This window comes from Thalassospira sp. CH_XMU1420-2, from assembly GCF_037029325.1.
Lineage (GTDB): Bacteria > Pseudomonadota > Alphaproteobacteria > Rhodospirillales > Thalassospiraceae > Thalassospira > Thalassospira povalilytica.
In genome coordinates this window covers 102454-114425 of record NZ_JAYMEG010000006.1, presented here as the reverse complement: position 1 = coordinate 114425, position 11972 = coordinate 102454, and the positions used below count along the sequence as shown (strand labels likewise).

The window sequence follows — 11972 nt, the reverse complement described above, 5'->3', positions numbered from 1 at the left end:
GACGTGGCAGAAGAACTTCCCGGATCGGTTCTTTTTGCCTGTAGTTACAATGCCGTTCGTTCCGTGATGGCGGCCGCACTGTTGCGGCATTATCACGGAACACGCGTTTATGTTGAAAGTTGCGGCGTGCGTGCAGGCGATGTTGACGGTTTTGCCATCGCCGTGATGGATGAAATCGGGCTCGATATTTCATCCTATAAATCCAAGACATTCGATCAGCTCGAAGACGGGTTCTTTGACCTGATTATCACCATGTCGCCCGAGGCCCAGCACCGTGCGGTGGAGATGACCCGCACGATGGCCTGTGATGTCGAATTCTGGAATACCTTTGACGCCACCATGATCGAAGGATCGCGCGAAACCAGACTTGATGCCTATCGTCAGGTCCGCGATCAGATCAAAAAGCGCATCCTTGATCGTTTCCCGGTCGGCCCGGCACCGAAAATCTAGAAAGATCAGCTGGCCTCTGTTGCCAGATGGTCGAATGCCGGTCCATCAAGAACGAAAATCCGTTCATCACTTGCGTGACGCATCCCGAGCTTTTCGTAAAATCGTTGGCCCACCATATTTTCGGCATCAACTGACAGCCGGATATAACTTTTGCCGGACGCGCGTGCCCGGCGGGCGACATTGGCAACAAGATGCCGGGCGAAACCGCCCCCGCGATGAGACGGCGCGACATAAAGGTCCTGGATATAAAGCCCGGCTTTGCCGCGAAAGGTTGAATAGCTGGGAAAAAATACACAAACCGCGACCGGTGTCTGGTGATCGGTTGCGATCAATGCCTCGAATGCCGGGCTGTCGCCAAAGCCGTCACGGATCAAATCATCGGGCGTGCTTCTGAATTTGTCCTCACAGCCGGTAGTTTTGGCGATTTCAAGCAGCATGGCATGGATGGCGGGGGCGTCGGGCTTTTGGGCCAAACGAATTTCCGGGTGGCGGGGCATCCGTATTTTCCTTTGAAACGGGGCGATTGATTGTTGGAACAATACGCGGGCACAGGGCCGGGGCAAAGGATCAATCACCGTTTATGTGGGCTTGTTGCCAATCCGGATAATGGTCGCAACCCCGCACCGGTCAGATCAAATATCGCTGCCATGCCAAAGATGCAGTGCTGAGACGCCCGCCATGACATGCGAAAGAACTTGACCTTTTGCCCGGTTCAGAGCAGTTTGCGCCCCACCGGTATTTTGATATTGCAATACGAAAGCTAGGAGTCACATGGCTAAAGAAGACGTTATCGAGTTTCAGGGCACCGTCGTTGAACTTCTGCCCAATGCGATGTTTCGCGTGAAGCTGGACAATGACCACGAAATCCTTGCCCACACCTCGGGTAAAATGCGCAAGAACCGTATTCGTGTTCTCGCAGGGGACCGTGTCAGCGTCGAAATGACCCCTTATGACCTGACCAAAGGTCGTATCACCTTCCGTTTCAAGTAATCTGGAACCAGTTCCAGCGCAAATTGACCTTGTCTGGCGCGCAGTTTACCCTTTGCGTCCAGGGCAACTTGTTGCTGTTTACGGGGATGTGCATCTTTGAGCACGTCAATCCCACGGTTTAAGATCCGATATCCGGGAGCCACGTCTTGTCGAAACTGATACTGGCATCTGCATCGCCGCGCCGTCTTGAGCTGCTTGCGCAGATCGGAATTGTGCCAGATCAGGTGGTCCCGGCAGATATCGACGAAACACCCACGGCCGATGAAAGTCCGCGCCGGCTGGCGCTTCGCCTTGCCGAGGAAAAAGCCCGTGCTGTTGCAAAAGGTAATGGCGGGGCTTTTGTGCTTGCGGCGGACACGGTGGTCGCATGCGGCAACCGGGCCTTGGGCAAGGCCGAGGATCAGGCCGAAGCCCGCAAGTTCCTGACACTGCTTTCGGGGCGTCGTCATCGTGTTTATGGTGGCATGTGCCTGATTGCACCGGATGGCACGGAACGCTCGCGTGTGATCGAAACGCAAGTCAAATTCAGAAATCTCGGGCACGAAGATCTGGATCGTTATTTGTCGCATGATGAATGGAAAGGCAAGGCAGGCGCCTATGCCATCCAGGGACATGCGGCAACCTTTGTAAAGGCGATTTCCGGGTCCTATTCGAATGTGGTCGGACTGTCACTGTGCGAGGTGGATGGTCTGCTGCGCGGCCTTGGCTATCAAGCAAAAGAGGTCTGATCATGTCGGCTGGCGGACAAAACCGGGACCGCCTGCTGATTGATGCGATTGCGCTTGAACGCAGGGTCGCGCTGATCAGGAATGACCGCCTTTGCCGTCTGTGGATTGATCGCGGCGGCCCGGCCCGGTTTGATATCCATCTTGGACGTGTTTCCAAAATTCTTCCTGAAATGGCGGCCGCAATGGTTGCGCTTGATGGTTTGGAAGACGGTTTGTTACCGTTTGACCGCCATGACGGGTCGTTGCACGAAGGCCAATGGGTTGTGGTTCAGATCGCCCGCCTTGGTTTTGAAGACAAGGGCGTGAAACTGACCGGACGCATCGCGATCGAAGGTGTCGGGATGATCTTGCGTCCTGGTGGTCGACTGATTGAGCTGCCCAGAAAACTCAAAGATGCGCAACAGCGTGCCAACCTGCTTGCGATCCTGAAAAACATCCAGTCACACGACGATGGCATCATGTTGCGTTCCGGTGCCACAGATTGGGACGAAGACGCGATTGCCAGTGAATACCGGCTGCTAAGCGCCCAGTGGCAAAAGGCCGAGGCCGCCCTTGCAAACCCGCGTAAACCGTTGCTGGTTTGCAAGGCGCAGTCGGAACTTGATCAGATGATCGAACGCCATCTGATGGCGGGGCAGGAATGCCTGGTCGACGGGGTCGACGAATTTGTTCGATTGCGCGGCATATTAAAGGCACGCGGAAAGGCCGAAGATCATCTGTTGCGCCATGGCGGGTCACGTTTGCTGTTTGATGATCAGGATATCGAGGCCGATATTGCCAATGCCCTGATTTCAAAAGTCGACCTTGCCGGGGGCGGGTGGATCGCAATTGATCAGGCAACAGCGTTATGTGCGATTGATGTCAATGGGGCCGGCGCAGATAGCGGACGTGATCCGGAATCCCGTGCAATAGACATCAATCTGCGGGCTGCTGACGAAATTGTCCACCAGATCAGACTGCGCAATATTGGCGGTCTTGTCGTGATTGATCCGTTGCGGATGAAAAGCCGTGCCGGGCGTGACAAATTCGATGCCGCGATCAAGGCCGCGTTTGGGCCGGAACTTGATGGTGCCGTGCAAATTGGCGGATTTACCCGGTTGGGTCTTTATGAATTGAGCCGTCAGCGCGCCGGCGAATCGTTGGCAGCACGGATTCTGGTCAAACAGGATCAGGCACAGCTTAATGCTGTTTCGGCATTGAACAATGTCTTGCGAAATGTGGTCGGGGAAAGTCGCACGGGGCTGGCGGGAACGGTGCGTTTGTATGTTGCCAGTGACATTGCGCAAAGACTTGCTGAAAGTGACGATGCGCGCCAGATACTGATCAGGGCGTTTGGAACGGTCCCGCAAATCCTGGCCGATCCGGCCCTTGAAAACGATAGTTACCGGTTGGAAAAGAATTAGGATGACCCAAGAAAATACAACGAAAACAGTCAGCTCCGAGTGCGTGGTTTGTGGCAAGCCGGCAGACGACAAATACAAGCCGTTCTGTTCCAGACGCTGTGCGGATCGCGACCTTGGGAAGTGGTTGAATGAAAGCTATGCAATTCCCGCGACCGAGCCGCCGGAGTATCTGGAAGACCTTGAAGATGAAGAAGAATTTTAATCGCAAAAAAAATGCGATTTGAGGCTAGACAAGCCCCAAAGGAGTTTGTATAACCCCGCTCGTTCCGCAGGGAACACTCCGGAGACGGAGACGAAAGTCGGATTTGCCCAGGTAGCTCAGTTGGTAGAGCAGTGGACTGAAAATCCGCGTGTCGGTGGTTCGAGTCCGCCCCTGGGCACCACTTTCGGTAGCCAAAAAAACCCGGCCTTATGGCCGGGTTTTTTGTTTCTCCATCCTGTCAGCTGTCGGTATTCGGAAGCCACAAGGTAAAAGCAACGGCTTTGTCGTCCTGATCCGTTCCTTCGCCCGTCAGGTTGCGCTTGCGATCCAGCGTGAAGGTGCCCGACGCAAAATCGCCCTTGTCGCAATTGGTAAACCAGCTGCCTTCGGCCGGGCTGTCATATTTGCTGACACTCAGCTGCATTTTGCAGTTGGCGCTGTTGCGGCCGACAAATTCCATTGATCCGCCATAGTCCTTGAGGCTGATCTGGGTATCAAGATAACCGTCGGAAAAGCCATCGCCCCAGGTCATCGCGAAAGTGCGTTTGTAATCGCCTTTTTTCACGGTCGCCCAGTTGCTGTCTTCAAAGGATGAGGATTGCGATGCGGCTGATTTGCGGGCAGGGCATTGCTGTTTCGGAAGTGCGGCAACCTGCGCGCCATAGGCGTCGCGATCCTTGACCAGGCTGATGCCCTGAATAAGCTTGGTCATGTTCAGATCGGGCTGGCCGCAATAATAGACGCTGACCACGGCATCGATCCCGCCATGATCATTGTCATAGATCTTCTGCCCGCGGGTCGCACGAAAGCCGAATTTGGCAACCTTGCACTCGGAAATGTTGCCGATATTGGCATCCGCGTAATAGCCGACGGCACGACCGTTATCGTTTGACGTAACCGGATAGGTTTTCAGGATTTCGATATTGTTCTTGGCAAATTCGGCCCGAAATTCTTCTTCGTCTTTGAGTTTCTGTTCGGTTTGCTGGGTAAACCAGACATCAAACGTATAAGAGCTGGTCACAATCCCGTTGCCACAGCCCAATTCCCACTTTTCGTTCTGGACCTGACCGTTGTTGCGGTCGTTCTGTTCAAGCTTTGTGACAGGAATGTTTGAAATGGTCGGAACGTTGAACCGCGATTTGCCGATCGGCTGTTCCTGCCATTCCGAAAAAGAATAATTCCGGGTTGTCTGGCACCCCGCCAACAACAGGGTGGTGCCAATCACGGCAAAGCCGATAAGTTTTTTGGTCTGCATTTTTGCCCTCAATTTTTAATGTCCCGCAAACAGCATAGGGATGTTTGATATCTCTGGGACCTGATCAAAGGGGTGGGAATGCGATTTTAGTCCTGTACTTTCAGATGGTTGCTGGTTTTCCATGCTTGAGAATGCGAAAAATGCCGGATGTCGGGAATCGGGCCGGTGTGACGTCAAATTTTTTGGGGGAACGTCGCATGGTCCTTGATGCAAACCAGCAAAGAAGGGGAACAAAACTGCTCAAATGAACAGAATCCCCAAGTCTGGATTTCAAATGAAAAGCCGAAACTGTGCGAGCCGCCAGATCTGCGTTTAGTGCTTGATTAAGAACGGCTTTACGCCTTTTGTTGCGGAAATTTTACATTCCGGTACGCTTTGAAATCAGACGGCAGCAAAATGTTATCGGAGTTCGCGTAACCAACCGGTGGCTCCCGCGTCACCGAAAACTGGATGCCCAGGGGACAAACATGACTGAGAAGCAGATCGAGATCGAACTGAAACTTCGGATCGATCCGAAACACGTTGCGCGCCTTAAGAACGCGCCGGTCCTGCGCGAGGTCAAGGAAGGTCGGCGTCTGATGACGACGCATCTTGTCTCTATTTACCATGACACGCCCAAGCTTGCCCTTGCCAACAAGGGGCTTGCGATCCGCGTACGCAAAAAAGGCACCAAAGGCTGGGAGCAAACGGTCAAGACATCCAACGGCCTGCGTGAAGCACTGCCATCGCGTCATGAATGGACGGTGGAACTCGAAGACGGTGTGCTTGATCTTGATCTGTTTACCGATAAGGACGTCAAAAAACTTCTGAACAAGTTTGCCCGAAAAAAGAAGATCGACCGTATTTTCGAAAGCGACCTGAAACGAAGTGCCGTTGATTTGACCTATCGCGATGCCGTCATGGAACTGGCGATCGATCAGGGTGTCGTGCGATCAGGTGAAAAGGAAGTTCCGATTTCCGAGGTCGAGTTTGAACTTAAAAAAGGCCATCCGGCGGCACTTTTTGATCTCGCACTTGAACTGCAGCGCACGGTTCCGTTGTTGTTAAGCATGCGCTCCAAGGCATCGCGCGGGCGTGACCTTTATCTTGATCGGGGCCCCGGCGCGTACCGCGCGGCCCCGGTTGAACTGACCGATGACATGTCGGCTGAAACGGCATTTCGCACCATGCTGGGGCAGGGGCTTCGGATGATTCTCAGCAACGAGGTCTGTGTTCGTCAGGATCTTGATGTTGAAGGCTGCCATCAGATGCGCATCGGAATGCGTCGATTGCGGGTCGCACTGAACCTTTTCAAAAGAAACCTTCCGGCTGGCGAGGCCGTCTTGCTGCGCCGTTTGCTTAAATCATGCAGCAAGGGGCTCGATGGTTTGCGCGATTGGGATGTTTTCCTGGGCGAGACCCTGCCCCTGATCGAAGAACGTTTCCCCGATCACCAAGGCGTTGCCGAATTGCGCATCGCAGCCCAAAAACAGCGTGCCAAGGCATTGGACGCGGCCCGGGTGATGCTTGATGCGCCGGAATATGGTCAGCTTCTTTTGATCCTGGGGGCCTGGGCAAGTTATTCGCGTTGGGCATCAGGGGCCAGTGCCGAACAGATGAAGGCAATGGCATCCCCGGTCACTGATCTGGCAACACCGCTTCTTGATCGGGCCTATAAGCGCGTCACCAAGCGGGGCGAAAATGTCGCCGAACTCAATACGCCGCAACTCCATGCCTTGCGCCTTGATGTCAAACAGATGCGCTATGGGACCGAGTTTTTCGGGTCGGTCTATCCGGCCAAAAAGGTCAAAAAGTTCCGCTCAAAACTGACATCGATGCAGCAAATTCTGGGACAGCTTCAGGACGCGGCCGTTGCAGAGGCAAGGCTTTCGGTCCTGACGCCCGAACTGTCAGCTGACGGGCATGTTGCGGTCGGACTGGTGTCGGGCTGGTTTGGCGCACGCGTCGAACATGAACTTCAGGGACTTGAAGAAGCCTGCAAGAACTTCACAGAACAAAAGCTGTTCTGGAAGTAGGTAACCCGGTTGCTGCGGGGCGGGTGAAGCCGGGTGCCTAAGATGCCGCCTGCTTCATGTCCTGATAGGCACTAAGAGCGCGTTCACGGCCTTCTTTGACGCCGATAACCGGTTCGGGGTAGTCGGTGCCCAAACGGACGCCAGCGGCCTTGAGGATCAAGGGCGATGCTTCCCACGGTTTGTGAATATATTGTTCGGGCATGTCGCGCAGTTCCGGCACCCACTGACGGACATAGTCACCGGCCGGATCAAATTTTTCACCCTGAAGTACCGGGTTGAAAATGCGGAAATACGGGGCCGCATCCGCCCCGCATCCACCAATCCATTGCCAGGAAAAGGCATTATTGGCCGGGCAGGCATCAACAAGCGTATCGTCAAACCATGCCAGCCCCGCGCGCCAATGAATCAGCAGATGCTTGACCAAAACCGAACCGACAATCATCCGAACCCGGTTATGCATATAGCCGGTGTGCCAAAGTTCGCGCATGCCGGCATCGACAATGGGAAAACCGGTTTGGCCTTTTTGCCAGCGTTCAAGGGCGTCCTGATCTTCTGACCATGGAAAATGCGCAAACTGCCCCTGCAATGGTACAGATTGCAGGTCTTTGGCATGAAAAAGAATGTGATGGGCAAATTCGCGCCATCCCAGTTCGGACATGAATTTTGACGCGGTTTTCCCCTGTCCCGGATGGGCATCGGCATAGTGGTTCGCGCTATGCCACACCTGGTAGGGGCTGATTTCGCCAAAACGTAAATGCGGGGAAAGCTCGGACGTTACCCGGCGGTCGGGCCGGTCGCGCAGATCGGCGTAATCAACCAGACGATCATCGATAAAATCAAACAGCTGGTCTTTTGCCCCTTGTTCACCCGGGGTGAAACGTTCGGCAAGGCCACCGGCCCAGTCAAACGGTTTGGGGCCAAGATCAAGGGCCGAAAGGCTTACTTCGTCACCAAGTTCGACATCGCACAGCGCAATCGTGTCCGGTCCGGCAATTGGCGTACGGGGCGGTGGAAATTTCTGGCAGGCCCGCCAGAACGGGCTATAGACCTTGAAATCCGTCCCGTTACCGGTTTTGACTTCCCACGGTTCGAACAGAAGATTGGCCTTGAAGCTTTCGCATGTCAGGCCGCGATCAGACAATGCGGATTTGATGTTGGTATCGCGGTCTGTTGATGGTTTGTCATACATGCGGTTCCAAAACACCGCCTTGACGTTGCAGGACCCGATGATCGTTTCAAGAACCCCATGCGCATCACCGTGAAACAGGCGCAAGGATGGGATTTGGGTCGATGACTTTGCCGCCAGGCCATCAATGCCTTGCGCAAGGGCAGACAGGCTTTTTTGAAGCCACCAGCGCGTTGCCCCGCCAAGCTGACCGTCAATGACCGGATCAAGAATAAAGACCGGCAACACCACACCATTATGCTCGGACGCCCATTTTACAGCCGCACGCAAGGCAGGATTGTCCGCCAGACGCAGATCGTTGCGAAACCACATGATGGCGATCGGGCGTTGGGTCATTAATATTCCTGAAGTTTCTTGTCCTGCGGGGATTTCAAAGCCGGAGGGGAGAGAGTGTCGTGACTGTGACAGCGTATTGAGGGGATGTCACGCCACTCTCTCTGGCTCGGGGTACATTAAACATTACGTTTCAGAATTTCGATCAGTTCACCGAAGCTGTCAGAAAGTTGGTTTTTATCCCAGCCGGCAAATCCAAGAACCAGCCCCTTGGGCAAGGTTTCTGCATTTTCGGGTGATTTGTCATGGTAATAGGATGAAAGAGCCCGGCAATCCAAACCGGCCTCGACCATTTTTTCCTGAATGAATATATCGTCATGGCCACCTGTCAGTCGGGCGCACAGGTGCAATCCGCCATCCGATGGCATTGCCGCAAGCACTCCTGACGCGCTGTTTGCAATCAGATCCTTGAGATGGGCGCGTCTTTCCCCGTATCGCATCCGCATTTTGCGGACATGACTGCCAAAATGTCCTTCGGCAAAGAATGTACCAAGGGCCGCCTGTGCCGTTGGTGCCGGAACACCGTCGGCAAAACCGCGCATGCCACGAAAAGCCGGGATCAATGCCGGTGGCAGAACAAGATAGCCAAGCCGAATACCCGGAAACAGGACCCGTGAAAACGTCCCGACATAAATCACCCGATGATCGGTATCGAGCCCCTGAAGCGATGAAAGTGGCGGCCCGTCATAGCGATAATCACTGTCGTAATCGTCTTCAACAATCCAGGCGTCATGGGCCTGTGCCCATTGCAAAAGTGCCAATCGCCGCGACAGGGACAATGTGGTGCCCAACGGATAATTGCGCGACGGGGTGGTCACAATCACCCGGGACGGGGACGGCGTTTGGGATAACCGTGCAACACATAACCCTTCATCGTCGACCGCCACCGGATGCACAATGGCGCCACTTGATGCCAATACCCCGCGAATGCCCTCGTAACCGGGGTCCTCGGTTGCGATGATATCGCCCGGATCAACAAGGGCACGGGCAATCAGATCAAGTGCCTGCTGGGCACCGGAAACCACCATGACCTGATCGGCGTGGCAATTGACCCCGCGCGACTGGCGCAGCCATTTGGCAATTTCCGCCCGCAATTGCGGCAATCCCATCGGATCATCGGGAATGGTCAGGTCGATATTTGGCGCGCGCCAGGCGCGGCGCAAAAGGCGTGCCCACATATCAAACGGGAAACCGTCCAGGTCCGGCGTTGCCGGGTTGAACGGGCGGGCAACGCGAAAACGCGGAAACCGTCGCTGATATGCCAGCATCCGTGATGCGCTTTGACTAAGATGCAAGGCGCGCGCGTCCGCTCCCCGCGACGGGGCCTTTCCGGTTTGTGACACGGTTTGCATGTCACGATCGGGGAGTGAGCGGGCAACAAAGCTTCCAGCGCCAATGCGGGTTTCAAGATATCCTTCCGATGTCAGCAAATCGAAACTGGTCACCACCGTATTGCGCGATATCCCCAGTGACTTTGCCAGGTCACGACTTGCCGGAAGCCGTTCACCGGGATGTAGCCGCCCGTCCAGAATGGCCGACCGGATGCCGTGATAAAGCCTGCGATAGGCCGTGGTTGCGCCGGGCTCGTTGTCCCCGTCGATCTGGCTTGGGTAAATCCAGCTGTAATCACTGCGTGGCATCGGCGGTCCTGTGGGTTAAATTGGATCTATCATTTTTACTATAATGGACCTTTTTAAAAGTCCAATTCTAAGGATGATGGCACCATTGATTGCCACCCGAATAAAAGAACGAGACCGCCATGGCTGATACGACCTTGTCCGAACAATATGAAGTCCATCCCCACACCAAAGTTGTCCGCGGACCCAAACGCGCATCTTATGACCGTGAACTTGTGCATGGCATCATTGATGATGCGCTGATTTGTCATGTCGGCACGGTGGTCAACGGTCGTCCGGCCATGATCCCGACCGCGCATTGGCGTGTGGGTGAACGGATTTACATCCATGGTGCGTCAAAAAACCGCATTCTGGCGGCGATTGCCGATGGCGCAGAAGCCTGCCTATGCATCACCCATCTTGATGGTCTGGTGATGGCGCGTTCTGCCTTTCATCATTCCGCCAATTACCGCTCAGTCATCATTTATGGCAAGGGCGCGGTTGTCGCCGATGACGCCGACAAGATGGAACATTCCCGCCTGTTTGTCGAAAAGCTTGAACCGGGGCGCTGGGATAAAATCCGCCAGCCAAACAAACAGGAACTCAAAGCCACGATGTTCCTTGGATTTGATCTTGAACAGGTTTCGGCAAAGGTTCGCGCCGGCGATCCGGTCGATGATGACGAAGATTATGACTGGCCGGTATGGGCCGGTATCCTGCCCAGTACGACCCACTGGGGCACCCCGATTGACGATACCCGCATCAAACCCGGGTTCGAGGGGCAGGGATATCTTCGGACATCTTCGTGATTAAATGAAAAAGGGCTGGCAATCATTTGCCAGCCCTTCGTCTGTTCGGATAGCGATCTGTTTGATCAGCCTGCCATGGCAACCGCGATCTTTGCGCCCAGGCGTGCATTGTTGCGCACAAGGGCAATGTTGGCTTCAAGGCTTTTGCCTTCGGTCAGTTGCGTCACACGTGCCAACAGGAACGGGGTGACATCACGTCCATGAATGCCTTTTTTCTGCGCTTCGGCCAGTGCATCATCAATTGCGCCTTCGATGGCTTCACGGGCCAGTGCCTTGTCGGCTTCTGGCGGATTGCCAATCACAGCACCGCCTTCAAGACCGAATTCCCATTTCGATTTCAGGAATGCCGCCAAATCTTCCGGGCTATCAAGACGAAGAGGTGCCTTGTGGCCGCTTTCGACCGAATAGAATGCCGGGAATTCATCGGTGCCATAGGCAATAACCGGAACGCCAAGCGTTTCAAGATGCTCAAGCGTTTTGGGGATATCAAGGATCGCCTTGGCCCCTGCACAGACAACCGCAACACTGGTTTTGCCAAGTTCGGTCAGATCGGCCGATACATCGAAATTGCCAGCCAGATCACGATGAACACCACCGATGCCGCCAGTTGCAAAGACACGAATGCCGGCTTTTTCTGCCAGGATCATGGTTGCTGAAACCGTGGTCGCACCATCGCGTTTCTTGGCAATGCAATATGGAATATCGCGACGCGACAGCTTCAGAATATCGGTGCCCTTGGCAAAATATTCGAGTTCTTCGGGCGACAGGCCGATCTTGCAGCGACCGCCAATCACGGCGATGGTGGCAGGGATCGCACCGTTGTCACGCACATCCTGTTCCACAGCCTGCGCTGTTTCAAGGTTCTGCGGATAAGGCATCCCGTGCGAAATAATGGTGGATTCAAGGGCCACAACCGGCTTGCCGCTTACCAGGGCTTCTGCGACCTCGGGGGCGATATCGATATAGTCAGACATTCAATCTGCTC

General features: G+C 54.6%; 12 protein-coding genes and 1 tRNA gene. 8 read left to right on the top strand and 5 right to left on the bottom strand.

Annotated features, from left to right (window positions below; translation table 11 throughout):
* The first annotated feature begins 3 nt into the window (after positions 1–3).
* A complete protein-coding gene (locus WA429_RS17480) occupies positions 4–450 on the top strand; it encodes an arsenate reductase ArsC (protein WP_068519598.1) in 447 nt (148 codons plus the stop codon).
* 5 nt (positions 451–455) lie between these two features.
* Here WA429_RS17480 and WA429_RS17475 read toward each other — a convergent pair whose 3' ends face one another.
* A complete protein-coding gene (locus WA429_RS17475; protein WP_287466256.1) occupies positions 456–947 on the bottom strand; it encodes a GNAT family N-acetyltransferase in 492 nt (163 codons plus the stop codon).
* A gap of 274 nt (positions 948–1221) precedes the next feature.
* Between WA429_RS17475 and infA the strand changes: the two genes are divergently transcribed.
* From infA to WA429_RS17450, 5 genes are all read left to right on the top strand, one after another.
* On the top strand, positions 1222–1440 hold the full coding sequence (gene infA / locus WA429_RS17470) for a translation initiation factor IF-1 (RefSeq protein ID WP_007092059.1): 219 nt from the start codon (positions 1222–1224) through the stop codon (positions 1438–1440).
* A 146-nt stretch (positions 1441–1586) separates the two neighbouring features.
* Positions 1587–2168 (top strand): Maf family protein, encoded by a 582-nt coding sequence (locus WA429_RS17465; protein ID WP_250282486.1) that lies wholly within the window; start codon positions 1587–1589, stop codon positions 2166–2168.
* Between the two features lie 2 nt (positions 2169–2170).
* Entirely contained in the window at positions 2171–3571 is a 1401-nt protein-coding gene (locus WA429_RS17460) for a ribonuclease E/G (protein ID WP_287466257.1), read from the top strand.
* 1 nt (position 3572) lies between these two features.
* Positions 3573–3773 (top strand): DNA gyrase inhibitor YacG, encoded by a 201-nt coding sequence (locus WA429_RS17455; protein ID WP_101245772.1) that lies wholly within the window; start codon positions 3573–3575, stop codon positions 3771–3773.
* 105 nt (positions 3774–3878) lie between these two features.
* Positions 3879–3954: transfer RNA gene (locus WA429_RS17450), tRNA-Phe, on the top strand.
* 57 nt (positions 3955–4011) lie between these two features.
* Here WA429_RS17450 and WA429_RS17445 read toward each other — a convergent pair.
* Complete coding sequence (locus WA429_RS17445; RefSeq protein ID WP_228196423.1) at positions 4012–5028, bottom strand: hypothetical protein; 1017 nt, start codon at positions 5026–5028, stop codon at positions 4012–4014.
* Positions 5029–5495: 467 nt separating this feature from the next.
* Between WA429_RS17445 and WA429_RS17440 the strand changes: the two genes are divergently transcribed.
* On the top strand, positions 5496–7043 hold the full coding sequence (locus WA429_RS17440; RefSeq protein ID WP_287466258.1) for a CYTH and CHAD domain-containing protein: 1548 nt from the start codon (positions 5496–5498) through the stop codon (positions 7041–7043).
* Between the two features lie 37 nt (positions 7044–7080).
* Here the strand turns inward: WA429_RS17440 and WA429_RS17435 are convergent, their stop codons facing one another.
* Complete coding sequence (locus WA429_RS17435; protein WP_287466259.1) at positions 7081–8565, bottom strand: cryptochrome/photolyase family protein; 1485 nt, start codon at positions 8563–8565, stop codon at positions 7081–7083.
* Between the two features lie 116 nt (positions 8566–8681).
* Positions 8682–10202 (bottom strand): MocR-like pyridoxine biosynthesis transcription factor PdxR, encoded by a 1521-nt coding sequence (pdxR, locus tag WA429_RS17430; RefSeq protein ID WP_287466260.1) that lies wholly within the window; start codon positions 10200–10202, stop codon positions 8682–8684.
* Positions 10203–10321: 119 nt separating this feature from the next.
* On the opposite strand from pdxR, the gene WA429_RS17425 reads away from it, so the two are divergent.
* The gene (locus WA429_RS17425) at positions 10322–10987 is read left to right on the top strand and encodes a pyridoxamine 5'-phosphate oxidase family protein (protein WP_287466261.1); all 666 of its coding nucleotides are present in this window, start codon (positions 10322–10324) and stop codon (positions 10985–10987) included.
* 65 nt (positions 10988–11052) lie between these two features.
* On the opposite strand, the gene WA429_RS17420 is transcribed toward WA429_RS17425, so the two are convergent.
* Positions 11053–11961: a pseudouridine-5'-phosphate glycosidase gene (locus tag WA429_RS17420; RefSeq protein WP_287466262.1), complete on the bottom strand. Its 909-nt coding sequence runs from the start codon at positions 11959–11961 to the stop codon at positions 11053–11055.
* Between the last annotated feature and the right edge of the window lie 11 nt (positions 11962–11972).